This is a genomic window from Halomonas sp. A11-A (assembly GCF_003182195.1).
In the GTDB taxonomy this organism is placed as follows: domain Bacteria; phylum Pseudomonadota; class Gammaproteobacteria; order Pseudomonadales; family Halomonadaceae; genus Halomonas; species Halomonas alkalicola.
In genome coordinates, this window is sequence record NZ_QGTM01000006.1 from 38601 (window position 1) to 63765 (window position 25165).

General features: G+C 69.5%; 28 protein-coding genes. 26 read left to right on the top strand and 2 right to left on the bottom strand.

All coding sequences use genetic code 11. From position 1 onward, the window contains the following. The first annotated feature begins 36 nt into the window (after positions 1-36). From DER72_RS06460 to DER72_RS06540, 17 genes are all read left to right on the top strand, one after another. The gene (locus tag DER72_RS06460; RefSeq protein ID WP_110069185.1) at positions 37-1182 is read left to right on the top strand and encodes a hypothetical protein; all 1146 of its coding nucleotides are present in this window, start codon (positions 37-39) and stop codon (positions 1180-1182) included. Between the two features lie 155 nt (positions 1183-1337). Further along, on the top strand, positions 1338-2603 hold the full coding sequence (glyA, locus tag DER72_RS06465; RefSeq protein ID WP_110069186.1) for a serine hydroxymethyltransferase: 1266 nt from the start codon (positions 1338-1340) through the stop codon (positions 2601-2603). Between the two features lie 213 nt (positions 2604-2816). Further along, positions 2817-4226, top strand: coding sequence for an MBL fold metallo-hydrolase RNA specificity domain-containing protein (locus DER72_RS06470; RefSeq protein ID WP_110069187.1), 1410 nt, complete (start codon positions 2817-2819; stop codon positions 4224-4226). 142 nt (positions 4227-4368) lie between these two features. Further along, positions 4369-4947, top strand: coding sequence for a rhodanese-like domain-containing protein (locus tag DER72_RS06475; RefSeq protein ID WP_110069188.1), 579 nt, complete (start codon positions 4369-4371; stop codon positions 4945-4947). Positions 4948-5048: 101 nt separating this feature from the next. Beyond that, positions 5049-5513: a hypothetical protein gene (locus DER72_RS06480; RefSeq protein ID WP_110069189.1), complete on the top strand. Its 465-nt coding sequence runs from the start codon at positions 5049-5051 to the stop codon at positions 5511-5513. Between the two features lie 82 nt (positions 5514-5595). Then, the gene (locus DER72_RS06485) at positions 5596-5787 is read left to right on the top strand and encodes a DUF2892 domain-containing protein (protein WP_110069294.1); all 192 of its coding nucleotides are present in this window, start codon (positions 5596-5598) and stop codon (positions 5785-5787) included. A 201-nt stretch (positions 5788-5988) separates the two neighbouring features. Continuing rightward, positions 5989-6636 carry a peroxiredoxin gene (locus DER72_RS06490; RefSeq protein WP_110069190.1) on the top strand — a complete coding sequence of 216 codons (648 nt, stop codon included), beginning with the start codon at positions 5989-5991 and terminating at the stop codon, positions 6634-6636. Between the two features lie 66 nt (positions 6637-6702). Further along, on the top strand, positions 6703-7611 hold the full coding sequence (locus DER72_RS06495) for an MBL fold metallo-hydrolase (protein ID WP_110069191.1): 909 nt from the start codon (positions 6703-6705) through the stop codon (positions 7609-7611). 146 nt (positions 7612-7757) lie between these two features. Next, positions 7758-8624, top strand: coding sequence for an MBL fold metallo-hydrolase (locus DER72_RS06500; protein ID WP_110069192.1), 867 nt, complete (start codon positions 7758-7760; stop codon positions 8622-8624). Between the two features lie 24 nt (positions 8625-8648). Next, positions 8649-9083, top strand: coding sequence for a TIGR01244 family sulfur transferase (locus DER72_RS06505; protein WP_110069193.1), 435 nt, complete (start codon positions 8649-8651; stop codon positions 9081-9083). A gap of 3 nt (positions 9084-9086) precedes the next feature. Continuing rightward, positions 9087-10895 (top strand): SulP family inorganic anion transporter, encoded by a 1809-nt coding sequence (locus DER72_RS06510; protein ID WP_110069194.1) that lies wholly within the window; start codon positions 9087-9089, stop codon positions 10893-10895. 12 nt (positions 10896-10907) lie between these two features. Further along, a complete protein-coding gene (locus DER72_RS06515; protein WP_110069195.1) occupies positions 10908-11381 on the top strand; it encodes a YeeE/YedE family protein in 474 nt (157 codons plus the stop codon). Next, a complete protein-coding gene (locus DER72_RS06520) occupies positions 11378-11821 on the top strand; it encodes a DUF6691 family protein (protein ID WP_110069196.1) in 444 nt (147 codons plus the stop codon). The genes DER72_RS06515 and DER72_RS06520 overlap by 4 nt, the downstream gene beginning before the upstream one ends. Positions 11822-11997: 176 nt before the next feature. Continuing rightward, the gene (locus DER72_RS06525) at positions 11998-12693 is read left to right on the top strand and encodes a response regulator transcription factor (RefSeq protein ID WP_110069197.1); all 696 of its coding nucleotides are present in this window, start codon (positions 11998-12000) and stop codon (positions 12691-12693) included. Then, complete coding sequence (locus tag DER72_RS06530; RefSeq protein ID WP_110069198.1) at positions 12690-14009, top strand: ATP-binding protein; 1320 nt, start codon at positions 12690-12692, stop codon at positions 14007-14009. Before DER72_RS06525 ends, DER72_RS06530 begins: the two co-directional genes overlap by 4 nt. 56 nt (positions 14010-14065) lie before the next feature. After that, positions 14066-14716 carry a cytochrome c gene (locus DER72_RS06535; protein WP_110069199.1) on the top strand — a complete coding sequence of 217 codons (651 nt, stop codon included), beginning with the start codon at positions 14066-14068 and terminating at the stop codon, positions 14714-14716. A gap of 13 nt (positions 14717-14729) precedes the next feature. After that, positions 14730-15773 (top strand): c-type cytochrome, encoded by a 1044-nt coding sequence (locus tag DER72_RS06540; RefSeq protein WP_110069200.1) that lies wholly within the window; start codon positions 14730-14732, stop codon positions 15771-15773. Positions 15774-15899: 126 nt separating this feature from the next. Here the strand turns inward: DER72_RS06540 and dsbG are convergent, their stop codons facing one another. Together dsbG and DER72_RS06550 are read right to left on the bottom strand one after the other, a co-directional pair. After that, entirely contained in the window at positions 15900-16661 is a 762-nt protein-coding gene (gene dsbG, locus DER72_RS06545; RefSeq protein WP_110069201.1) for a thiol:disulfide interchange protein DsbG, read from the bottom strand. A 51-nt stretch (positions 16662-16712) separates the two neighbouring features. Further along, complete coding sequence (locus DER72_RS06550; protein WP_110069202.1) at positions 16713-17534, bottom strand: TlpA disulfide reductase family protein; 822 nt, start codon at positions 17532-17534, stop codon at positions 16713-16715. 202 nt (positions 17535-17736) lie between these two features. Between DER72_RS06550 and DER72_RS06555 the strand changes: the two genes are divergently transcribed. The 9 genes from DER72_RS06555 to DER72_RS06595 all read left to right on the top strand — a co-directional run bounded on the left by DER72_RS06555 (position 17737) and on the right by DER72_RS06595 (position 25106). Further along, positions 17737-18243 carry a copper chaperone PCu(A)C gene (locus DER72_RS06555; protein ID WP_110069203.1) on the top strand — a complete coding sequence of 169 codons (507 nt, stop codon included), beginning with the start codon at positions 17737-17739 and terminating at the stop codon, positions 18241-18243. A gap of 76 nt (positions 18244-18319) precedes the next feature. Continuing rightward, complete coding sequence (gene nrdR / locus DER72_RS06560) at positions 18320-18802, top strand: transcriptional regulator NrdR (protein ID WP_110069204.1); 483 nt, start codon at positions 18320-18322, stop codon at positions 18800-18802. Between the two features lie 26 nt (positions 18803-18828). Then, entirely contained in the window at positions 18829-19974 is a 1146-nt protein-coding gene (gene ribD, locus DER72_RS06565; protein ID WP_110069205.1) for a bifunctional diaminohydroxyphosphoribosylaminopyrimidine deaminase/5-amino-6-(5-phosphoribosylamino)uracil reductase RibD, read from the top strand. Between the two features lie 113 nt (positions 19975-20087). Further along, a complete protein-coding gene (gene ribBA, locus DER72_RS06570; RefSeq protein ID WP_110069206.1) occupies positions 20088-21275 on the top strand; it encodes a bifunctional 3,4-dihydroxy-2-butanone-4-phosphate synthase/GTP cyclohydrolase II in 1188 nt (395 codons plus the stop codon). Positions 21276-21347: 72 nt separating this feature from the next. Beyond that, positions 21348-21842, top strand: coding sequence for a 6,7-dimethyl-8-ribityllumazine synthase (gene ribE, locus DER72_RS06575; protein WP_110069207.1), 495 nt, complete (start codon positions 21348-21350; stop codon positions 21840-21842). Next, positions 21839-22342 (top strand): transcription antitermination factor NusB, encoded by a 504-nt coding sequence (nusB, locus tag DER72_RS06580; protein WP_110069208.1) that lies wholly within the window; start codon positions 21839-21841, stop codon positions 22340-22342. Before ribE ends, nusB begins: the two co-directional genes overlap by 4 nt. 13 nt (positions 22343-22355) lie before the next feature. Beyond that, positions 22356-23345 (top strand): thiamine-phosphate kinase, encoded by a 990-nt coding sequence (gene thiL / locus DER72_RS06585; RefSeq protein WP_110069209.1) that lies wholly within the window; start codon positions 22356-22358, stop codon positions 23343-23345. Next, positions 23342-23815, top strand: a complete 474-nt coding sequence (locus DER72_RS06590) for a phosphatidylglycerophosphatase A (RefSeq protein ID WP_110069210.1) — start codon at positions 23342-23344, stop codon at positions 23813-23815. Before thiL ends, DER72_RS06590 begins: the two co-directional genes overlap by 4 nt. Before the next feature lie 55 nt (positions 23816-23870). Continuing rightward, positions 23871-25106 carry a DUF945 family protein gene (locus DER72_RS06595; RefSeq protein WP_110069211.1) on the top strand — a complete coding sequence of 412 codons (1236 nt, stop codon included), beginning with the start codon at positions 23871-23873 and terminating at the stop codon, positions 25104-25106. Positions 25107-25165: the final 59 nt, after the last annotated feature.

Consider the following 25165-nt stretch of genomic DNA (forward strand, 5'->3'; position numbering starts at 1 on the left):
GCCTCCCTTTCCTATCGATCACACAGGAGGTGATCCATGTCTCGCTCCCTTCACGCCTCGGCGCGGCTTGCCCTGCCCCTGGGCCTCGCTGTTGCTCTTTCCGTGCCCTCCCTCGCGCTTGCCGATGCAGATGCCGAGCGCCTCGAGGCCGACCTGCAGGCCTTCTTCGCCGGCGAGGGCACCCTCGAGATCGGCGATATTTCCTCGGCGCTGCTGCGCAGCCGGGTGACCGCCGAGGACCTGCGCTTCGAGAGCCACGACGGCGAGCGGCTCACCATCGACCGCTACGTGGTCCGCGGGGACTACGACCGCCCCGACGAGGTCACCCTGGAAGGCATTCGCCTGGAGGCGTTTCTGGACGAGCCGGGGGTGATGGGCATCGAACGGGTGGTGCTGAGCGACCCCGGTCGCGCCGTGCCGCCCCGGGACGAGGAGGCCCTGGCCGAGCAGTGGCTGGGAGGGCTCCTGCTCTCCGGGCTGAGCCTCGAGCTCACCGAGGGGCCGGTGGCTTCCCTGGCCAGCCTGCGCCTGGATGGCGACCTCGAGGACGGCAGCGGCGGGCTGTGGGTCGAGGCCCTGGAGCTCGACCTGGCGCGGATGATCGACCAGGCCCCGGCCGACGAGCGCACCCGGCTGCGCATGATCAGCAACGTGCTCACCGACGGCAGCGGGCGGCTGCGCCTGGACGCCGCCTTCGACGCGGAGTGGGAGGAGCGCGACGGCCACACCCGTCTGGCCAGCGAAGGGCACATCGACCTGAAGGATGCCCTGCGCCTGGCCCATGCCGTGACGCTGCCGGTGCTGCTGCCCGAGGGCGTGAGCGCGGCGCAGCTCTTCACCGATGAGCGCCTGCTGGAGGCAGCTACCCTGCTCGGCGGCGAGCTCTCCCTGACCCTGGGCGACCACGGGCTCTTCCCGCGCCTGGTGACCCTGGGGGCCGCCATGGGGGGCGTCACCGAGAGCCAGTATCTGGAGCAGGCGCGTACCCAGGCCCAGGGCTTCGGCATGATGTTCGGCCCCCAGGTGCAGGAGCTGCTCGAAGGCCTGGTGGCACTGATGGAGGGCAGCGCCGAGACCCTCGAGCTCACCGTGACCCTGCCGGCCGAGAGCCGGCTGGAGAGCCTGGCCGACGATCCCCTGGCACTGCCCGACCGGCTCGACCTGCGGATCGAGACCCGCTGAGCCCCGGCCCCGTCGCCCGGCAGCGCCCATGCCGCCGGGCGGGGGCGGGATGAATTCCCTGCAACCCGCGATGACGGTGTTTCATATGAAAGCGCTCCGGGGCTGGGGTATCATACTGGCCTCAGATTTCCCCCTTGAAGCGAGGTCCCCCGCCCATGTTCAGCCGCGACATGACGATTGCCGGTTTCGATGACGTGCTGTTCGACGCGATGCAGAAGGAAGTCGCGCGCCAGGAAGCGCACATCGAGCTGATCGCCTCCGAGAACTACGCAAGCCCCCGGGTGATGGAAGCCCAGGGCAGCCAGCTCACCAACAAGTACGCGGAAGGCTACCCCGGCAAGCGCTACTACGGCGGGTGCGAGTACGTCGACATCGTCGAGCAGCTGGCCATCGACTATGCCAAGGAGCTGTTCGGCGCCACCTACGCCAACGTCCAGCCCCACTCCGGCTCCCAGGCCAACGGCGCCGTCTTCCAGGCGCTGGTCAAGCCGGGCGACACCGTGCTGGGCATGAGCCTCGACGCTGGCGGCCACCTGACTCACGGCGCCAAGCCCAACTTCTCCGGCAAGCACTACAACGCCGTGCAGTACGGGATCGACGAGAGCGGCCGCATCGATTACGCGGAAGTGGCCCGGCTTGCCCGCGAGCACCAGCCGAAGATGATCATCGCCGGCTTCTCCGCCTACTCCCAGATCATCGACTGGGCGAAGTTCCGCGAGATCGCCGACGAGGTGGGCGCCTACCTGCTGGTGGACATGGCCCACGTGGCCGGCCTGGTCGCCGCCGGCGTCTATCCGACCCCGCTGCCCCACGCCCACGTGGTCACCACCACCACCCACAAGACCCTGCGCGGTCCGCGTGGCGGCCTGATCCTCTCCGCCGAGAACGATGCCGACATCGAGAAGAAGCTGCAGTCCGCGGTCTTCCCGGGCGGTCAGGGCGGCCCCCTGGAGCACGTCATCGCCGCCAAGGCGATCTGCTTCAAGGAGGCGATGGACCCCGAGTTCAAGACCTACCAGCAGCAGGTGGTGAAGAACGCCCAGGCCATGGCCGGCGTCTTCATCGAGCGCGGCTTCGACATCGTCTCCGGCGGCACCGAGGACCACCTCTTCCTGCTCTCGCTGATCAAGCAGGGCCTCACCGGCAAGGACGCGGACGCCGCCCTGGGCCGCGCCCACATCACCGTCAACAAGAACGCCGTGCCGGGCGACCCCCAGAGCCCCTTCGTCACCTCCGGCCTGCGCATCGGCACCCCGGCGGTGACCACCCGCGGCTTCGGCGAGGGCGAGTGCCGTGAGCTGGCCGGCTGGATCTGCGACATCCTCGACGTGATGGCGAAGGGCGAGGACTCCGCCGCCATCGAGGCCGAGGTGAAGGGCAAGGTCGAGGCCGTCTGCGCCAACTTCCCCGTCTATCGCTGAGCCGCTACTGACCCGAGCGCCCGGTGGCCCTGGCCGCCGGGCACTTCGCGCCCCGCGCCGTGACAACGGTGCGGGGCGCGGTCGTTATGACAGCCAATGCGGAAGGATATGACATATTGTCATGATCTGATGCGCGCCCTTCGCCGCGATCCAGTATGCTGCAAGCATGAGTCACAAGAGCAGGCCAAGTTCGCAGCAAAGGAGCGCAACCCCATGTCGACACTCACTTTCCAGGGCGCGGTGAAGGAAGTCACCGGCTCCCGCTACCTGATCGAGGTGGACGGCAACGGCAGCCCGAAGAAGCTGCTGCTGGAGTGCGGGCTGCACCAGGGGGGCAGCGACGCCGACGAGGCCAACGCCAAACCCTTCGGCAAGCTAGCTCATGAAGTGGACGCGGTGGTGCTCTCCCACGGCCACCTGGACCACGCCGGGCTGCTGCCCAAGCTGGTTCGCGAGGGCTTCAATGGCCCGATCCACTGCACCCGGGGCACCCGTGACCTGCTGGAGATCATGCTCCAGGATGCCGCCTTCATCATGGCCAAGGACGTGGAGTGGGAGAACAAGTGGCGCAAGCGCCAAGACAAGCCGCTGGTCGAGCCGCTCTACGAGCTTGAAGACGTGGAGCGCACCCTTATGCTGTGCGAGTCCCACCCCTACGGCCAGCCGGTGGACCTGCCCGGCGGCGCCCGCCTGGTGTTTCGCGATGCCGGCCATATCCTCGGCTCGGCCATCGTCGAGCTGACGATCCCCTCCGGCGGCCAGGAGAAACGGCTGGTCTTCTCAGGCGACCTGGGTAACCCCAGTTCGGTGCTGATGAAGGATCCCGAGAAGCTCTATGAGGCCGACGTGGTGCTGATGGAGAGCACCTACGGCGATCGTGACCACCGCCCCCTGGAAGAGACTCTGGAGGAGTTCGCCCGGGTGCTGGAGGAGGCCCACGACGCGGGCGGCAACGTGCTGATTCCCTCCTTTGCCGTGGGGCGCACCCAGGAGATTCTCTATCACCTGAGCGTGCTCTACCACGAGGGGCGGCTGCGCCAGCAGCTGGTGTTTCTCGACAGCCCCATGGCGATCAAGGTCACCGAGCTCTACCACCGGGCGCGCAAGGCGCTGGATGCCGAGGACCTCAAGGTGCTCAACATCGCCGCCAGCGGCGATACCAGCCAGTACCTGCCGATCCTGCGCATGACCCGCACCGTGGAGGAGTCCATGGCCATCAACCGCATCCACGGCGGGGCCATCATCATCGCCGGGGCCGGCATGTGCACCGGCGGGCGCATCATCCACCACTTCCGCTACAACCTGGAGAAGCCCAATACCCGCCTGGTGATCGTCGGCTTCCAGGCCGCCGGTACCCTGGGCCGTCGGCTCGTCGATGGCGCCGAGCGGGTACGGGTGCTGGGCCAGGATCTGGCCGTAAAGGCGAAGGTGCACACCATCGGCGGCTTCTCCGCCCACGCCGGCCAGACCGACATGATCGGCTGGGCCGGGGCCTTCCGTAACGCTCCCCGCTTCTATCTGGTTCACGGCGAGCCCGGCACCCAGGAGGCCTTCAAGGTCGCCCTGGCCGAGAGCGGCATCGAAGCCGAGATTCCCTCCTACGGCGACCGCATCGAGCTCTGATGCCATTCGTCGCGGCTTGATCTGGATCAAGCTGCGACGACTTGCCCCATGTCATTCGGCGACCCCTGGTCTATCCTGACGTTAATTTCACATTATGGAATTAACTTAGACTTATTGGTTATGGGGGTGGATGAAAATTGTGATGAAGCGCCTGCTGGCAGGTTCCGTCGTGGCGGCGGCCCTGGCCGCCGGCCCTGTCCTGGCCCAGGAATCCGATGCCTACCGCGAGACCCAGCTGGGGCTCTACGTGACCGCGGCCGAGGCCTGGGACCTGATGCAGGAGAACGAGCGGGCGGTGCTGATCGACGTGCGCGACCCGGTGGAGATCAAGTTCACCGGCTTCGCCGAGCCCACCGACATCCACGTGCCCTGGGTGCTGGCCGATCGCGACAGTTTCGACGAGGAAGCGAAGACCTGGCCCATGGTGCGTAACGCTGACTTCGAGGCCCAGGTGAAGGCGCGCCTCGACGCCCTGGGCGTGGCCGAGGATGACCCGATCATCGTCATGTGCCGCTCCGGCGCTACCCGCAGCGCGCCGGGCGCCGATGCCATCCATGCCCTGGGCTACAGTCAGGTCTACTCCGTCGATGACGGCTTCGAGGGCTCCACCCTGAAGGAAGGCGACTCCAGGGGCGTGCGCGCCGTGAATGGCTGGCGCAACTCCGGCCTGCCCTGGAGCTACGAGATCGACCCCGAGGTGGCCTGGCGTCCGGCCAGCTGATTTCGCGGGGCGCCCGGGCGCTGAGACCCGGTCGCCCTGGCGCCACGATTTTCCACCCGACACCTGCCACGCGACATTTTCCAACCGACAAGAGGTGAATCATGAGCTTCAAGAAGACCCTGACCCTGGCCGCTGCGGCCACCGCCATCGCCTTCTCCGGCAGCGTTCTGGCCGACAGTCATGGCGGCGATGACCACGCTGACTACGCCGACAAGGCCCTGTTCATCGTGACCAGCGACTCCCTGCAGACCCAGGGGATGGCGATGATCCTGGCCAATGCCATGCGCGAGCAGGGCACCACCCCGCATATCCTGCTCTGCGATGCCGCCGGCGAGCTCGCCATCGACGGCTACGAGAGCGAGACCGAGCTGGGGCCGCGCGGCGTCAAGCCCGAGGGCCTGATGCAGATGATGATGGGCGAGGGGGCCGGCGTGGATGTCTGCGCCATCTACCTGCCCAACAGCGACTACGATGAAGATAATCTGCGCGACGGCGTGGGCGTGGCGACCCCGGGTGCCATGGCTGAGATGATGCGCGACCCGAAGATCCCGGTCTTCAGCTTCTGAACCCCACCGCCCGGGTGAGGCCGCCGGTGACCGTGGGGTCACCGGTGCGACCATCCGGCCCTCGAGGAGAGTCATCGTGAACATGAAGAGTAACGTGGGTGGTGCCGACAAGATTGCCCGTATCGTGATCGGTGCCGTGCTGATCGGCCTGGCCCTGACCGGCGTCATCGGCGCCTGGGGCTGGATCGGGGTGCTGCCCCTGGCCACCGGCCTGCTTAACTTCTGCCCCGCCTACGGTCTGCTGGGCATCAACACCTGCAAGCTGAAGAAGTAGTCCCGGGCGGGCCGAGGCCCGCCCTCGCGATGGCGTTACCGCTTCCCGGCGGTGGCGCCATTTTCTTTTTTGGGTAATGGGTTGGGTTTTCTATCGTGACCATTATCAAGCTCAATTGGTCGACATATCTCTATTTGGAATAATCTTATTCCTGAAGAAAGGGCGAGATCCACTCGCCGCCACCCCTGAAGGAGACAGACGATGGACAACACTACCCAGCAGCCCGTGATGCCCCAGCTCAACCGTCCGGCGCCGGACTTCACCGCCAAGACCACCCACGGCGAGAAGTCCCTGGCGGACTACAAGGGCAAGTGGCTGGTGCTCTTTGCCCACCCCTCCGATTTCACCCCGGTGTGCACCACCGAATTCTCGGCCTTTGCCACCCGCGCGGAGGACTTCAAGGCGCTGAACACCGAGCTGCTCGGGCTCTCCGTGGACAGCGTGCACTCCCACATCGCCTGGGCGCGCAGCATCAAGCAGAACTTTGGCGTGGAGATCACCTTCCCGATCATCGCCGACCTGAACATGAAGGTGGCTCACGCCTACGGCATGATTCAGCCCGGCGCCAGCGACACCGCCGCGGTGCGTGCCACCTTCGTCATCGACCCCGAGGGGGTGCTGCGCGCCATGCTCTACTACCCCATGACCAACGGCCGCTCCGTCGATGAGGTGGTGCGCCTGGTCAAGTCGCTCCAGACCAGCGACGCCCACGGCGTGGCCACGCCGGAGGCCTGGCAGCCCGGCCAGCCGGTCATCGTGCCGCCGCCCGCCACCCTGGACGCCGCCGAGGCGCGGGCCAGCGAGGGCTACGAGTACACCGATTGGTATTTCTGCAAGAAGGCCCTGTAAGGGCCGCTCCCTGGCCCCGGCAGGCTGCCGGGGCCATCTGGCCAGATCCGACCCGAGGAGGCCGCCATGAAGACCTTTTCCCTTTCTGCCAGCCGCGGTGCCGGCAGCCCCGACGTCGCGGGCTTCTTCGACCCGCGCACCTTTTCCATCCAGTACGTGGTCAGTGACCCGGCCACAAAGCAGTGCGCCATCATCGACCCGGTCCACGACTTCGACGAGAAGTCCGGCGCCACCGCCACCCACCACGCCGACGCGCTGCTCGCTTACGTCGAGGCGCAGGGGCTCGAGGTGCAGTGGATCCTGGATACTCACCCCCATGCCGACCATTTCTCGGCCGCCCGGTACCTCAAGGAGAAGACCGGTGCGCCCACCGCCATTGGCGAGAAAGTGGTCGAGGTCCAGGCGCTGTGGAAGAAGCTCTACCACTGGCCTGACCTTCAGGCCGACGGCTCCCAGTGGGATCGCCTGTTCGCCGACGGTGACACCTTCCGTATCGGCGAGCTCGAGGTGCGGGTGATGTTCTCGCCGGGCCACACCCTGGCCTCCATCACCTACGTGGTGGGCGACGCCGCCTTCATCCACGACACCATCTTCCAGCCGGACTTCGGCACCGCCCGGGCCGACTTTCCCGGCGGCGATGCCCATGCGCTCTGGCGTTCCATCCAGGCGATTCTGGCGCTGCCCGAGGCAACGCGCCTGTTCACCGGCCATGACTACATGCCGGGAGGCCGGGAGCCCGAGTGGGAGAGCAGCGTGGGCGAGCAGCGCCGGGCCAATGCCCATCTCGCCGGGGTAGCCGAGGCGGACTTCGTGGCCCTGCGCGAGGCGCGGGATCGCGAGCTGCCGATGCCGAAGCTGATCCTGCACTCCCTGCAGGTGAACACCCGAGGCGGCCGTTTGCCGGAGCCCGAGGCCAACGGCAGGCGCTATCTGAAGATTCCCCTGGATGCCCTGGAGGGCGCTGCCTGGGAGTGAGGGTGCCCGGCAGCCGGTGCCCCGCAGGCCGGGCCCCGAGAGCGGGGTTCGGCCTTTTTATGTCAAAAAAGTATATATATAGAACTTGTTTTTCGGCTATGCTGAGTCCACATCGTGAGGCAGCGACGCTAACGGAGGTACCATCCATGTCCCGTCCCATCGTGACCCACTTCTTCGACGAGCCCACCAACACCTTCAGCTACGTGGTGCAGGACCCCTCGAGCCGTGCCTGCGCGATCCTCGATTCGGTGCTCGACTTCGACTACGCCGCCGGGCGCACCGATACCCGTTCCGCCGACGAGATCATCGCCTTCGTGCGTGAGCATGGGCTCGAGGTGGAGTGGATCCTCGAGACCCACGTCCACGCCGACCACCTCTCCGCGGCGCCCTACCTGCATGAGGCGCTGGGTGGCAAGACCGGCATCGGTGCCAAGATCACCGTGGTCCAGGACGTCTTCGGCAAGGCCTTCAACGCCGGCACCGAGTTCGCCCGGGACGGCAGCCAGTTCGACCGCCTCTTCGAGGAGGGTGACACCTTCACCATCGGCCAACTGGAAGGGCGGGTGCTGCACACCCCCGGGCATACCCCGGCCTGCCTGACCTACGTGATCGGTGATGCCGCCTTCGTCGGCGACACCCTCTTCATGCCCGACTATGGCACCGCCCGCTGCGACTTCCCCGGCGGCGACGCCCGCACCCTCTACCGCTCCATCCAGAAGGTGCTGGCCCTGCCCGGCGAGACCCGGATCTTCCTGTGCCACGACTACAAGGCGCCGGACCGCGAGGCGTACCAGCACGAGACCAGCGTGGCGGAGCAGCGCGCCCACAACGTCCACGTGCACGAGGGCATCAGCGAGGAGGAATTCGTGAAGATGCGCACCGAGCGCGATGCCACCCTGGACATGCCGAAGCTGATCCTGCCCTCGGTGCAGGTCAACATGCGCGCCGGGCACATGCCGCCCGCCGAGGACAACGGCCAGGTCTACCTCAAGGTGCCGATCAACAAGTTCTGAGGCCCAACGATCAGGAGAGTGACCATGCAGATCCATCAGCTCGAACCCGGCTTCGCCATCACCGACGCCGTGACCCCTGCCGACCTTGACGAGGTCGCCCGCCGCGGCTTCCGTTCGGTGGTGTGCAACCGCCGCCCCGGCGAGGCCGAAGACCACCCCGATGACCGCGCCCTGAGCGAGCGGGCCGCCGAGCTCGGCCTCGAGTGGCGCTGCATCCCGGTCACCCCGGGCGAGTATGGCGATGCCGATATCGAGGCCTTCGGCCTGGCGCTGGAGACCCTGCCCACGCCGATCCTGGCCTTCTGCAAGACCGGCAAGCGCGCCGTACACCTCTGGGCCCATGCCCGCAGCCAGGGCGAGAGCTGCGACATCCCGGCGCTGCTGGCCGCAGCTCGCGCCGCCGGCCACGATCTCGAGGAGCGCCGCCCGCTGCTGGAAGCCGCCGCGGGGCAGCGCTGAGCGATGAACCCCAAGCGCTACTTCCCGATCCTGCAGTGGCTACCCGGCTACGGACGCGCCACCCTGGGCAGCGACCTGCTGGCGGCGGTGATCGTCACCATCATGCTGATCCCGCAGTCGCTGGCCTACGCCATGCTGGCCGGGCTGCCGCCGGAGGTGGGCCTCTACGCCAGCATCGCGCCGCTGGTGGTCTATGCGGTGTTCGGCACCAGCCGCACCCTCTCGGTGGGGCCGGTGGCGGTGGTCTCGCTGATGACCGCGGCGGCGATCGGGCAGATCGCCCCCCAGGGCACCCCGGAGTACCTCGGCGCGGCCCTGGTGCTGGCGCTGATGTCCGGGCTGATGCTGACCCTGATGGGGGTGGCGCGGCTGGGTTTCCTGGCCAACTTCCTGAGCCATCCGGTGATCTCCGGCTTCATCACCGCCTCGGGCCTGATCATCGCGGCGAGCCAGCTCAAGCATGTGCTGGGGGTCGAAGCCGGCGGCCATAACCTGCTCGAGCTGCTCCTTGGCCTGGCCGGCAGCCTGGGGCAGGTGAACGCCCCGACCCTGACTATCGGGCTCTCGGTGCTGGCCTTCCTCTACGCCGCCCGGTGCTGGCTCAAGTCCGCCCTGGTGCGCCTCGGCGTGCCGGGCCGGCCGGCCGACATGCTGACCAAGGCCGCGCCGATTCTCTCCGTGGCGGTGACGACCCTGGTCACCTGGCGGTATGGGCTCGACGAGCGCGGCGTGGCCGTGGTGGGGGCGGTGCCGGCGGGCCTGCCGCCACTGACCCTGCCCGGCGTCGACAGCGGCCTGTGGAGCCAGCTGTTCGTGGCGGCGCTGCTGATCAGCATCGTCGGCTTCGTGGAGTCGGTGTCGGTGGGCCAGACCCTCGCCGCCAAGCGCCGCCAGCGCATCGACCCCGACCAGGAGCTGGTGGGGCTCGGCACCTCCAACATCGCGGCCTCCTTCACCGGGGGCATGCCGGTCACCGGCGGCTTCGCCCGCTCGGTGGTCAATTTCGATGCCGGCGCCGAGACCCCGGCGGCCGGCGCCTTCACTGCCCTGGGCATCGCCGTGGCGGCGCTGCTGCTCACCCCGCTGATCGCCTACCTGCCCATCGCCACCCTGGCGGCCACCATCATCGTCGCCGTGCTCTCCCTGGTGGACATCCCGGCCATCCGGCGCACCTGGGCCTACTCGCGCAGCGATTTCGCCGCCATGCTGGCGACCATCGCTGTGACCCTGGTCGTCGGTGTGGAGAGCGGCATCATGGCCGGGGTGGGGCTGTCGTTGGCGCTGCACCTCTACCGCACCAGCCGCCCGCACAGCGCGGTGGTGGGCCTGGTGCCGGGCAGCGAGCACTTTCGCAACGTGGAGCGCCACACGGTGGAGACCGACCCGCGCCTGGCGATCCTGCGCGTCGACGAGAGCCTCTACTTCGCCAACGCCCGCTACCTGGAAGATACCGTGATGGCGCTGGCCGCTCGCCAGCCGGGCCTGGCCCACATCGTGCTGGCCTGCCAGGCGGTCAACGTCATCGACGCCTCGGCCCTGGAGAGCCTGGAGGCGATCAACGCGCGGCTCAAGGATTCCGGCGTCGCCCTGCACCTGGCCGAGGTCAAGGGGCCGGTGATGGATCGCCTGCAGCACACCGAGTTCTGCCACGAGATGACCGGCAAGGTGTTCCTCAGCACCTTCGATGCCTGGCAGGAGCTGCGCGGCGAGAGCGACGGCAGCTTGTCGCGACGCTGCGCCGAGCTGCAGATGGGCGCGACACTCGATTCCCCCATCGATGATTCGACACACCCGCATCCGCGGATGCACTGAAGGAGAGAGAAAGTGGACTGGAGCTCATCCCTGTCTGGACTGGCCGGCGGTATCCTGATTGGCCTGTCCGCCACCTGGCTGATGGCCACGCTGGGCCGCATCGCCGGCATCAGCGGCATCATCGGCAACCTGATCACGGTTCGGCCCAGGGGCGACAGCGCCTGGCGGCTCACCTTCCTGCTGGGCCTGATCAGCGGGCCCCTCCTGCTGATGCTGCTCGGCGGCGGGCTCGGCAACGTGGCCGGCACCGGGATCGATGTGACAGGCCAGGTGATCGGCGCCCCCGCCGGTGGCGTGGCGCTGATGCTCGTGGCCGGCCTGCTGGTCGGCGTGGGCACCGGGCTCGGCAGTGGCTGCACCAGCGGCCACGGGGTCTGTGGCCTGTCACGCCTCTCGCCGCGCTCCATGGTGGCGACCCTGACCTTCCTGGTGGCGGCGATCATCACCGTCTACGTGGTCCGGCATCTGATCGGAGGTGGCGCATGAAGACCGAGACCTTGAAGCCCCGGAATGTGAAATCAGTAGCGGGCTACATCGCCGGCCTGCTGTTCGGCCTAGGCCTCGGCATCTCCGGCATGACCGATCCGGCCCGGGTGCTGGGCTTCCTGGACCTCTTCGGCGCCTGGGACCCGACCCTGATGTTCGTGCTCGGTGGCGCCGTGGTCACCAACTTCATCGGCTACCGCCTGGTCTTCAAGCGCACGGCCCCGGTCTACGGCGAGGCCTTCCAGCTGCCGACCCGCCAGGACCTGGATGGACGGCTGATCGGCGGTGCCGCCCTGTTCGGCATCGGCTGGGGGCTCTCCGGCTACTGCCCGGGTCCGGCCATTGCCTCCATCGGCGGCCTGACCGCGCCCCTTGTCGCCATGCTGGTGGCCATGGTGGCCGGCTGGTTCCTGGCCAGGGCGATTCCAGCCCGCAGCTGAATCCCTCCCACCGGGCGGCGCCTCGCGTCCCCGTCGGCATCGCCGGCGGGGACGCTTGCGTTTCCCCGGGGTCATTGGACCAATGGATCATGCCGAACAGTTGTACGCTTATAACCGCTTAACACTTGCTTAATTGACGGGTGACACGATGCCCCACACGACGAGGAATCCATCTCATGCACGTTCTGTTGATCGAGGATGACGCCCTGGTGGCCTCCGGCATTCGGGCCGGCCTGACCGTCCACGACTTCGTGGTCGACCACGTGGCGACCCTGGCCGAGGCGCGCAGCGCCATGGGGGCGGTCTCCAGCGATGTGGTGATCCTCGACCGCGGGCTGCCCGACGGTGATGGCCTGACGCTGCTGGAGGAGTGGCGTGCCGCCGGGGTGACCACCCCGGTGCTGGTGCTGACCGCCCGGGACACCGTGCAGGACCGCGTGGCGGGCCTTCACGGCGGCGCCGACGACTACCTGATCAAGCCCTTCGACCTGGACGAGCTGGTGGCCCGGCTGCAGGCGCTGCTGCGCCGTGCCGCCGGGCGGCCGCGCTCGCTGATCGAGCACGGGGCGCTGTGCCTGGATCCGGTGGCCCGGGAGGTCACCGTGGCGGGGCGCCCGGTCGCGCTGTCGCGCCGCGAGCTGGTGCTGCTGGAGACCTTCCTGCAGTCGCCTCGCAGCGTGCTCTCGGCCGACCAGCTCAAGGACAGCCTCTATGGCATGAACGACGAGGTGGAGAGCAACGCCCTCAACGTGCATATCCACCACCTGCGCCGCAAGCTCGGCAGCCGCGTGATCGAGACGGTGCGCGGGCTGGGCTATCGGCTCGGCAAGCCCTCCGCGGTGGAGTCGACCGACAGGGGGCGGGGAGCATGAGCCTGCGCACGCGGCTGCTGCTGACCCTGGGGCTCACCCTGGCGCTGCTGTGGGGCCTGGCCGCGGCCTGGCTGATGCGGGACCTCGAGGAGCAGTTCGTGGCCACCCTGGACCAGCGCCTTGCCCAGTCGGCGCGCATGGTGGCGGGGCTGATGGCCCAGTTCCCCGAGGAGGTGTGGCTCCAGGCCGACCGCCGCGCGCTCTCGATTCCGCCCATCGAGGGGCTGGCCTGCCAGGTGCATTCGCCGCGGGGCGAGATCATGGCACGCACCCACACCGACCTGGAGACGATCCTGGCGGCGGGGGAGCGCGGCCACACCTTCCGCGAGGAGGGCGGCGTCACCTGGCGAGTGTTCACCTACGAGCGCGGCGGGCTGACCATCACCACCGCCGACCGCATGGACGAGCGCGACCAGCTGCTGGCCGACGTCTTCAAGGTGGCGGTGGTGCCCTTCGCCGTGGCGCTGCTGGGCAGCATGGTGGCGCTCTGGCTGGGCGTGCTGCGCGGCCTGGCGCCGCTCTCGCGGCTGCGGGACTCCCTGGCGCGGCGCCACCCGGACGCCCTGGCGCCGGTGGCCACCTACGGCGTGCCCATGGAGCTGCGCCCCCTGATCGAGACGCTCAACGGCCTGCTGGCGCGGATCCAGCAGGCCATCGTGCGCGAGCAGCGCTTCACCAGCGATGCGGCCCATGAGCTGAAGACGCCGCTCACCGCCATCAAGACCCACCTGCAGGTGGCGGGCCGGGTCGAGGGCGAGGCGGCCCGCCAGTCGCTGGCCTACGCCGAGGAGGGCGTGGGGCGGCTCGCGCGGATCCTCGACCAGCTGCTGATGCTGGCCAGGGTCGAGGGGCGCGTGCAGTTCGAGGATGGCGAGCCGAGCCGGGTGGCCGACGTGGTCGAGCTGGCCCTGCGCGATACCGGCGTGGACCCGGGGTGCTTCGCGCTGCCCGAGGCGTGGCCCGAGGTGGACCTGGCGCTGCCCCGGGAGCTTGCCGTCACCGCGCTGCGCAACCTGGTGGACAACGCCCTGCGCCACGGCGGCGAGGGCGCGCCGGTAACGGTCACGGCCCGCCTGGACGAGGCAGCGGGTGAGCTGACGTTACGGGTGCGCGATCGCGGCCCGGGGGTGGACGACAAGGCCCTCGCCCAGATGTCCCAGCGCTTCTGGCGCGCCAGCAAGCAGCGCGGCAGCGGCCTGGGGCTGGCCATCGTGATGGCCATCGCCGAGCGTTTCGCCGGCCGGCTCGAGTTTGCCCGTCCCGACGGGGAGGGGCTTGAGGCCTGCCTGACCGTGCCGGTCAAGGCGGGTCGTTGAATACCCCGTACCGATCACCGCGTACCGGGGCCGATGACACAACAAGGGGAAACCACATGACCAGCAAGAGGATCACGGGCGGGCTTGGCCTGCTGCTGGGCGTCGGCCTGGCCGCCGGTCAGGCCATGGCGCTGGAAGGCGACGCCGAGCGGGGCCAGGCGGCCGCGGGGACCTGCGTGGCCTGCCACCAGGCAGACGGCAGCGGCATGAACGTGCCCGGCGGTGAATCCTGGCCGCGCCTGGCGGGGCTGGATGCCGACTACATCGCCAAGCAGCTGCACGACTTCAAGGAGGGGCGCCGCCAGAGCGCCAGCATGCTGCCCTTCGCCAACATGCTCGACGACCAGCAGATCGCCGACGTGGCGGCCTACTACAGCGAGATGCCGGTGACCGCCGCCCAGGGCGGTGACGTCGATGACGACCTGCTGGCCCGCGGCGAGCAGCTCGCCCTGCGCGGCGACTGGGACCAGTACATCGTTTCCTGCAAGAGCTGCCATGGCCCGCGCAACGAGGGGGCCGGCAGCACCTTCCCGGGCATCAGCAGCCAGCACGCCGGCTACATCGAGAAGCAGCTGCGCGCCTGGCAGACCGACGAGCGCAGCAACGATCCGCAGAACCTGATGGGGGCCGTGGCCAAGCGCATGAGCGACGATGACATTCGCGCGGTTTCCGCCTGGCTGGCCAGCCAGTCCGTGGCATCCGAGTAAGGGGGAGCAGAGCATGACACATCACAGGACTATCCTGGGCAGGACCTCACTGGCAGTGGCCGGCGCCACCCTGGCCGCCGGCGTCAGCCTGGCGGCCACCGCCGACTCCCTGCACCCAGCCATCGAGACCCTGGTGGAGCTGGGCTACCCGGCACCCCAGGAGGGCGAGCTGGTGCATGTCCCGCCGACCATGGCGGACCTCGAGGCCTCCAACCTGCACCCGGAGACCAAGAAGGTCATCCGGCGCGGCTACGACCTCTTCACCGACACCCAGCAGCTGCGCGGCCAGAACGTCTACAACGACATGAACTGCTCGAGCTGCCACCTGGGCGAGGGGCGCCAGCCGTTCAGCGCGCCGGTGTGGGCGGCGGCGGTCACCCTGCCCAACTACCGCGGCAAGAACGACCACGTCAACAACCTGGAGGAGCGCATCGCCGGCTGCTTTGCCTACTCCATGAACGGCGTGCCGCCCGAGTACGGCAGCGACGACATGCTGGCGCTGACCGCCTACCACCAGTGGCTGGCCAAGGGCGCCCCCATGTATCCCGACCAGCCCATCTACGGTCGCGGCTTCCCGCACCCGGATCGCCCCGACGAGCTCAGCTACGAGAACGGCGAGGCGCTCTACCAGGAGAACTGCGCCATCTGCCACAGCGAGGATGGCTCCGGCTATTACCAGAACGGCGAGTATGTCTTTCCGCCGCCCTGGGGTGACGGCTCCAACAACTGGGGGGCCGGCATCGTGCGCGTCCACACCGCGGCAGGGTTCATCAAGAACAACATGCCGCTGGGCCAGCCGCTGTCGCTCTCCGACCAGGAGGCCTGGGACATCGCCTACTACATGAGCAACCAGGAGCGCCCGCAGGATCCGCGCTACACCGGCGACGTGGCCGAGACCCTGGAGCGCTACGGCCCCAGCTTCCACCGCACCTCCCTCTACGGCCAGGAAGGCCCTGACGGCAATATCCTTGCCGACCACGCCAACTGGGGCGAGAAGGGTGAGGATGTGAAGCCGTGGAACATCGGCCAGCCGCGCTTCAAGGACCTCGAGGACTGAGGCCACCCTGGCCCCGCCCGGCGCTGCCCCGCCGAGGCGGTGGCCAGATGGTGAAGAGCCCCGCCTGGCGTGCCAGGCGGGGCTCTTCGCTTCAACGCTTGCTTCCCATAGAGGGGCGTCGAAGCGTCAGGGCGCCTCGCCGCCCATCACCTCCACCAGCCGCTCGTCGCTCGGCAGCCCCTGGACGCGATCGACCCGATCGCCGTCGCGGAACAGCGTGGAAGGGGTGGCGATCATGCCCAGCTCGTCGAAGAGCTGGTTGTTGGCGTAGACCTGCTCCTCGATCTCGCGCGCCTGGGCGGTGGGGACGATCTCCTCGCCGCCGTCGCTGTGGGCGTGCAGGGCCGCCGACGGGTCCTCGGCGCCCAGCAGGCTTGCCGCCTTGGCGGGGCTGTTGGAGGCGAGGATGCCCACCATGATATGGCGCAGCTGCACCTCGCCGGCCTCGACCCAGGGCCGTGCCGCCTCCCAGAATTGCCGGCAGTAGGGGCAGTTGGGGTCGGTGAAGGTGTAGACCACCCGCGGCGCGTCGGCGTCGCCATCCAGGATCCAGTGGCTCCTTTCCAGGCGCTCCCACACCTCGGCGAACTGGGCGGCGCGCACATGCTCGTCCAGGGCGGCATCGGAGAGGTCGTTGCCCTCGGCGTCCACCAGGGTGCCGACGATGGCGTGCTCGCCGTCCGGGGTGAGGTAGATGGCCACTTCGCCAGCGGGGTAGCTCGCGGCATAGCCCGTCAGGCCGCCGGGGGCCTTGAACTCGGCGTGGATCTGCAGGCCCTGGGCGCTGAGCGCCTGGACCGGGGCCGGCCAGTGGTCATCGGCGAGGGCGGGGGCGGCCATGGCCAGGGCCAGGGCGCCGACGGAAAGCAGGGGGGAGGGCAGTCGCATGGGGAGGTCCTTTCTCATGGATGGGAGCACGGAAATGGGCAGTGGCTGCCTTCAGCGCAGGCGCTCCAGCCCGCGCTGCAGGGTGGCCCGAGAGAGCTCGCCGAAGTGGGTGTCCACCAGGCGGCCCTCGGCGTCGTAGTAGAGGGTGGTCGGCATGGCCATGGCGCCGGTGGCATCGCCCAGGGCGTTACGGGCATCCAGCAGCACGTTGTCCAGGGTCAGTGACTCGTGGTCGAGGAAACGGTTCACCAGGCTTGCGTCCTCGCCCTGGTTGACGAACACGAAGGTGATGTCGCGCTCCTCCTGCTGGGCCTGCTGGAAGACCGGCATCTCGCGCCGGCACGGCGGGCACCAGGTGGCCCACAGGTTGACCACCATGGGTCGGGCCTCCTGTTCGGCCAGGGCCGGCAGGTCGATGGGGTCTCCCGCCAGGGTGGCCAGCGGGGTGTCCGGCATGGGCCGGCTCTGGCTCTCGAGCAGCAGCAGGGGGCCGGCGGTGAGCCCCCAGGTGAAGGCGCCGGCCAGAAGGGCGCCGGAGAGCGCCGCACGCTGCCGGGGGGCCTTCCACAGCCGCCAGGCGGCGTAGCCCAGGCCCGCCACCAGGCCGCCCAGCGGGTCGAAGCCGCCATCGCGGATATCCAGCATTGCCAGCGGGCCGTCGTAGCTGCCCCAGTAGCGGGCCACGAACAGCAGCCGGGCGCCCACCAGGGCCACCAGCAGCAGGGTAAAGAGGGTGTCGGCGGTGGGCGTGCGGTGGCGTCGCCCGATCAGCGCACCGGCGAGCAGGGCGATGCCGAAGGCCAGCACGATCAGCAGCTGGCCGATGGAGAGCCCCAGCGGGCCGATGGCGATGCTCTGGTTCAGTCCGTGCATGTGAAAGCTCCCTGTGGGTCGGGGGTCGGGGGTCGGGCACTGTACAGCCCGTGGCGAGAGTGGCAGCCGTGGATTAGCAGAGTATTATCCTGGCAGCCGGGGCGGCGGCGTGGGGCGTTATGTCGCAAGGTCGTGTCGCCCGCTCGACAGTAGGATATCGGAATACGCCTGTTCGCCACACTCGCCCAAGGAACCTCTTGCCATGCTCTATCCCGCCCTGCCTTTCCTGCGCACCGCCCTTGCCGGCCTGGCCCTGGCGCTGGCCAGCCAGACCGTCCTGGCCCAGTCCCTGGCGGTCGAGAACGCCCAGGTGCGTGCCGTGCCGCCGGTCTCCACCACCACCGCGGCCTTCATGGTGCTGACTAACCCCGGCGATGGCGACCTGGCGGTGGTCGAGGCCCATTCGCCGGCCGCCGGGACCACCGAGCTGCATAACCATGTGGACGTGGACGGCGTCATGCAGATGCGCCGCGTCGACGAGATCGGCGTGTCCGCCGGGGCCAGCACCGAGCTGGCCCCGGGCGGCCTGCACCTGATGCTGATCGACCTGGTGGCGCCGCTCCACGAGGGGGACGAGGTCGAGATCACCCTGGTGCTCGACAGCGGCGAGAGCCTTGAGCTGACCGCCCCGGTGCGGCGCATCGAGGTGATGGGCGGCGGCATGCACGGGCAGGATGGCGGCCACGGTGGCGGCCACCACGGGCACTGAGAGCCACGCTGGGCGGGGGCGGCCGCAGTCGTTACAATATGACCACGTCCCCGTCTCCCCAGCCCGGAACCCAGCGATGCACTGCCCCTTCTGCGGTACCCATGACACCAAGGTCACCGACTCGCGGCTGGTCGCCGAGGGTGACCAGGTGCGTCGCCGCCGCCAGTGCGTGGCCTGCGGCGAGCGCTTCACCACCTACGAGACCGCCGAGCTGGTGATGCCCCGGGTGATCAAGGGCGACGGCTCCCGCGAATCCTTCGACGAGCAGAAGCTGCGCGCCGGCATGCTGCGGGCCCTCGAGAAGCGGCCGGTCAGCGCCGAGTCCATCGAAGCGGCGGTGCAGCGCATCCGTCAGACCCTGCGCGCCCGCGGCGAGCGGGAGATCCATGCGCGCGATATCGGCGAGCAGGTGATGCTCGCCCTCAAGCGCCTCGACCAGGTTGCCTACATTCGCTTCGCCTCGGTCTACCGGCGCTTCCAGGACATCGACGAATTTCGCGCCGAGATCGATCGCCTGGCCCAGGAGCCCTCCTTCGGCCCCGACGAACCGCGCGGCTGACTGCCTTCCCCGCCCCGAGGAATCCCATGGTCGAACAGCCCCATGAAGCCTGGATGGCCCGGGCCCTGGAACTGGCCCGCTGCGGCCTCTATACCACCGATCCCAACCCCCGGGTGGGCTGCGTGCTGGTCAAGCACGAACGCCGGGTGGGCGAGGGCTTCCATCTGCGTGCCGGCGAGCCCCATGCCGAGGTCAACGCCCTGCGCCAGGCCGGCGCGGCCGCCCGCGGCGCTACCGCCTATGTCACCCTGGAGCCCTGCTCCCACCAGGGGCGCACCGGCCCCTGCGCGGTGGCGCTGGTCGAGGCCGGCGTGGCGCGGGTGGTGGTGGCCATGGCCGACCCCAACCCGGCCGTGGCCGGGCGCGGCATCGCGCGGCTGCGCGAGGCGGGCATCGACGTGGCGGTCGGCGTGCTGGAGGAGCAGGCCCGCGCGCTCAATCCTGGCTTCATCATGCGCATGGACCACGGCCGACCCTTCGTGCGCCTCAAGATGGCGACGAGCCTCGATGGCCGCACCGCCATGCGCTCCGGCGAGTCCCAGTGGATCACCGGCCCCCAGGCCCGCCGCGAGGTGCAGCGCCTGCGCGCGCGCTCGAGCGCCGTGCTGACCGGGGTGGAGTCGGTGATCTTCGACAACTCGCGGCTCACCGTGCGCCCCGAGCAGGCCGAGCTCGACGGCGTGGAGCTGATCGCCGGCCGCCAGCCCCTGCGGGTGGTGGTGGACAGCCGCCTGCGCCTGCCCGAGGCCGCGGCCTGCCTCACTGAGCCCGGCCGTACCCTGGTCGCCACGGTCGAGGGCCACGAGGCGGAGCGGCGTGAACGGCTCGAGGCTGCCGGCGCCGAAGTGGTGGCGCTCCCGGCCGACGCCGCTGGGCGGGTCGACCTCCACGCCCTGCTGCGCTACCTGGCCGATGTGGAGCAGGCCAACGAGGTGCTGCTGGAGACCGGCGCCACTCTGGCCGGCGCCATGCTCGACGCGGGCCTGGTGGACGAGATGCAGCTCTTCGTGGCGCCCACCCTGCTGGGCGGTGAGGCGCGACCGCTCTTCCAGCTCGCCGGCATCGAGACCATGGCCCAGCAGCGCGGGCTCGAGATCCTGGATATTCGCGCCGTGGGCCGCGACTGGCGCATCACCGCCCGGCCCGAGCGCCGCACGAAAGCGGAAAAGTAGCGTGCAGGGGCTTGCCACGGTAACCTGACGCCGTTTCGAGGCGGGGTGCTGCCTGCGGACGACGCCAGCGTCGCCGTCAGCCGACACCGCCAAGCTGAATTTCTGGAGATCTCATGGTGAACTCAACTGCCGGCGGGCTGGCCCCCATCGAGGAGCTGATCGAGGACATCCGCCAGGGCAAGATGGTGATCCTCATGGACGATGAGGATCGCGAGAACGAAGGCGATATCATCATGGCCGCCGAGAAGGTGCAGGCCGAGCATATCAACTTCATGGCCCGCTTCGGCCGTGGGCTGATCTGCCTGCCGATGACCCGCGAGCGCTGCGAGCGCCTCAGGCTGCCGCTGATGGTCACCGACAACGGCTCGGGCTTCGCCACCAAGTTTACCGTCTCCATCGAGGCCGCCGAGGGCGTGACCACCGGCATCTCCGCCGCCGACCGGGCGCGCACCGTGCAGGCCGCGGTGGCCCGTGACGCCCGTGCCGAGGACATCGTCCAGCCGGGGCATATCTTCCCGCTGATGGCCGAGCCCGGCGGCGTGCTGCGCCGCGCCGGCCACACCGAAGCGGCCTGCGATCTCTCCGCCCTGGCCGGCCTCGACCCCAGCGGCGTGATCTGCGAGATCATGAACGACGACGGCAGCATGGCGCGTCGCCCGGAGCTCGAGCGTTTCGCCGCCGAGCATGGCCTGAAGATGGGCACCATCGCCGACCTGATCCACTACCGCATCCACAACGAGCAGACCGTGGAGCACGTGGAGGCCACGCCGGTACAGACCGCCTACGGCGAGCTGACCCTGCACGTCTTCCGCGACAGCATCCAGGGCGCCCACCACCTGGCGCTGGTCAAGGGGCGCCCCAGCCCCGATACCCCGACCACGGTGCGCGTGCACCTGGCCGATGCCATGCGCGACCTGCTCGCCCTGCAGAAGGGCGACAGCGCCCTGTGGAACTCCCAGCGGGCCATCGCCGAGGTGGCGCGCAGCGAGCGAGGGGTCTTCGTGCTGCTCGACGACGGCCGCCCCCGCCAGGACCTGCGCGACTACCTGGACACCTTCCTGGAGCGCCGGCGTGCGCCGCGCAACAGCGCCTCCGACGGTGCTGGCAACTACCTGACCATCGGCACCGGCTCGCAGATCCTGCGCCATCTCAACGTCGGCAAGATGCGCCTGCTCAGCTCCCCCTGGAAGTTCTCGGCGCTCTCCGGCTTCGACCTGGAAGTGGTCGAGCGCCTTAGCCCCGAGGACATCGCCGCGGCAGACGCTGCCGAGGCCGAGCGTGCCGAGAACCGCGGCGACTGACGCCGACCCCGATCCCGACCATCCAGCGGGCGCGGCCCCGGGCCGCGCCCCAGCATCATCAGGAAGACAGACATGCAACCCATTTCTCAAGTGGAAGGCAGCTTCATCGACGTGGACGGCCGCTACGTCATCGTGGTGGGGCGCTTCAACCATCACGTGGTGGACAGCCTGGTGGAAGGCGCCGTGGACAGCCTGGTGCGCCACGGCGTGGCCGGCGAGAACATCGACATCGTCCACGTGCCGGGCGCCTGGGAACTGCCGCTGGCGGTCAAACAGGTGCTCAAGGTGGCCCGCCCCGATGCGGTGATCGCGCTGGGCGCGGTGATTCGCGGCGGCACCCCCCACTTCGAGTACGTGGCCGGCGGCTGCAACTCGGCCCTGAGCAGCCTGCAGCTCGAGTTCGATACCCCCATCGCCAATGGCGTGCTCACCGTCAACTCCATCGAGCAGGCCATCGAGCGCTCCGGCACCAAGGCCGGCAACAAGGGCGCCGAGGCGGCCATGGCGGCCATGGAGATGGTCTCGCTGCTGCGCTGCTTCGGCGACGACGAGGAGGAAGAGGCATGAGTCGCGAGCGCGCTCGCGGTCCCTCCAAGGCGCAGCTCTCTCGGCGTGCCGCGCGGGAGCTGGCCGTTCAGGGCCTCTACCAGTGGCAGATGACCGGCAAGTCGATCTCCGCGGTGGAGGCCGAGTTTCGCAGCCAGCGTGCCGACGACGACCTCGAGGACCACGAGAACTGGCTCAAGGTCATGGAGATCGCCGACCTGGCGCTCTTCCATGAGCTGCTGCACAACGTGGCGCGCTTCAAGGCCGACCTCGACGCGTCCATCGCGCCGCTGCTTGACCGCAAGCTCGAGGAGCTCGACCTCATCGAGCTCTCCATCCTGCGCCTGGGGGCCTATGAGCTCTCCCGGCGCCTCGATGTGCCCTACCGGGTGGTGATCAACGAGGGCGTGGAGCTGGCCAAGTCCTTCGGCGCCACCGATGGCCACAAGTACGTCAACGGCATCCTCGACAAGCTCGCCGGGCGTCTGCGCTCCGCCGAGGTGGCCGCCCGCCGCCGCTGAAGGGGATGTCCCCATGGTCAGTCAAAGTCAGCAAAGTGAATTCGGGTTGATCGCCCGCTACTTCACCCCGTCGCCGCCCGGCCCTGATGCCGGCGTGGCACTGGGGGTGGGGGACGACTGCACGCTGCTGCTTCCCGCGGGGGGGCAGCAGCTGGCGGTGAGCGTCGACACCTCGGTGGCCGGCGTTCACTACCCCGAGGACGCTCCCGCCGAGGCGGTGGGACATCGTGCCCTGGCGGTGAGCCTCAGCGACCTCGCGGCGATGGGTGCCCGTGCCCGCTGGTGCCTGATGGCGCTGACCCTGGAAGAGGCCGACGCCCCCTGGCTCGAGGGCTTCTCGCGCGGCTTTCGCGACCTCGCCGAGGCCAGCGGCACCGCCCTGGTCGGCGGCGACGTGACCCGCGGCGCCACCGCCATCGGCGTGACGGTGATGGGGGAGGTGGCGCCCGGGGCGGCGCTGACCCGCCACGGCGGCCGCCCGGGCGACCTGGTCGCGGTGACCGGCACGCTGGGGGGGGGCGCCGGCGGCCTGGCGCTCTGGCAGCGCGGCGAGCGCGACCCCGCCCATCCGCTGCTGACCCGCTACCTGCGTCCCCAGCCGCGCCTGGCAGCTGGTGAGGCGCTGGTGGGGCTTGCCACCGCGGCCATCGATATCTCGGACGGCCTGCTGGCCGACCTGGGCCACCTCCTCGAGCGCTCCGGCGTCGGCGCCACCCTTGACCCCGAGGCGCTGCCCCTGGCCGAAGGGCTGGTCGCGGCGCTGGGCGAGGAGGGCGCCCGTCAGGCGGCGCTTGCCGGCGGTGACGACTACGAACTGCTGCTGAGTCTGCCCGCCGAGCGGTTTGAGGCGGCCAGCGCCCGCCTCGCCGCCCTGGGACTGCCGCTCACCGTGATCGGCCGCCTCGAGGCCGAGCCCGGCCTGCGCGGCGTGGCCATGCCCGGCCGCAGCGGCTGGCAGCACTTCCAGGCGGAAGGCGACGAGCACGCAGGAGGGGTGACATGAACCGAGCGCCCCCCAGCATCTGGCACCGTCCGACCCACTTCCTCGCCTTTGGCCTCGGCAGCGGGGCCGTGCCCTGGGCCCCGGGCACCTTCGGTACCCTGGCCGCCATTCCCTTCTACTGGCTGCTCTCCGAGCTGCCCCTGGGCTGGTACCTGGCGGTGGTGATGGCGGCCTTCGTGTGGGGGGTGTGGCTCTGCGAGAAGACCTCCCGCGACCTCGGCGTCCACGATCACTCCGGCATCGTCTGGGACGAGTTCGTCGGCTACTGGATCACCATGGCGGCGGTGCCCTTCTCCTGGGAGGCGGCGCTGTGGGGGTTCGTGCTCTTCCGCATCTTCGATGTCATCAAGCCCTGGCCGATCCGCTGGGCGGACCGCCGGGTGGCGGGGGGCTTCGGCATCATGATCGACGACGTGATGGCGGGCATCTACGCCTGGAGCGTCATGCATATCTGGTTCTGGCTACACTGAAGGGTCGAGTCGCGGCTCGTCCGTCCGGGCGTGGCCGAGCAGGGAAGGGGGCGCTATGCGCAAGGAACGACTGATCGTCCCGGTGGTGGTGGCGCTGGCCGTGGTCTGGGCGGTGGCCCAGTACCTCGCCTCGCTGCTCTTCGAGCGGGAGCTGGTTCGCGCCCTGGCGGATCTCGAGGCCCGCGGCGAGCTGGTGACGGAGCGCAGCGAGGTGGAGCGCGGCTGGCTGGGCTCCTCGGGGGTGGTGCACCTCTCCCCCGTGCTGGGCGATGGCTGGCGTCTCGAACTCACCTACTCGGCGCGCCACGGGGTCTTCAGCACCCGCATCGAGGGGGGGTTCCATCCCGCCATCGGCCCGCGCCAGCTGCATCTGTTCGGCGACTGGCTGCCCTCCAGCCCGCCGAGCTGGCATGCCCGCTACCAGACCCTGGGTGGCACCCTGGAGGGCACCATCCAGCTCGCCCCCTTCCTGATCAGCCAGGGGCCCCGCGAGCTCGACTTCCGCGGTGGCCAGCTCAGCTTCGGTGGCCAGCAGGGCGACTGGCGCCTGCGCGCCAGGCTGCAGCCCTGGCGGCTGACCGATGGGGTGGCCACCCTGGAGTCCGGGCTGGTCTCCCTGGAGAGCCGCTACGCCTATACCGCCGGCGCCCATCACTTCACCCAGCGTGACCTGCTGCGCATCGATCAGCTCGCCTGGCAGCAGCCGGGCCTGGCGCTGGAGGCCAGTGAGCTCGTCTACCGCAGCCGCATGCAGCTCGATGACAGCGAGCTGCGCATCGATAGCGAGCTGACCCTGGCCGAGGTGCTGGCGGCGGAGCAGGTGCTGCTGACCGGGCGGGTGGCCATGGAGCTGTCGCGGATCAACGCCGACGCGGTGCGCGAGGCGCTGGCCGGGCTGCGCCGGGAGGCGGCCAAGGCCCGCGAGCTCGCCCCGCGGGAGCTGATTGCCCGCCTGGAGCCGGAGCTGCGGGCGACCCTGGTCGACTCCCCGCGTCTGGACCTCACCGAGGTCGACCTGGAGAGCCCCATGCTGGGGCTCGCCGCCCGCGGCGACGGGTCGCTGTTCTTCGACCCGCGCCGCCTCGACGAGTTGAGCCTGGCGCGGCTCGATGACGAAGAGGAGCGGGCGCGCTGGCTGACCCGTATCGACGGCGATGGCATCTGGCGTGAGGTGCCCCCGGTGGTGGCCCTGTGGCTGGGCCTGCCGCTGGGGACCCGTGACCTGGAACTCGACGTCATCCGCGGCCGGGTTCGGGTCAACGGGCGGCCGATGCCGTCGCTCTGGCGGTGACAAGGGGTGGCAGGCAGGGCCACCCCCCGACTTGAAGTTGTCGCCCGTCGCCCGCATTC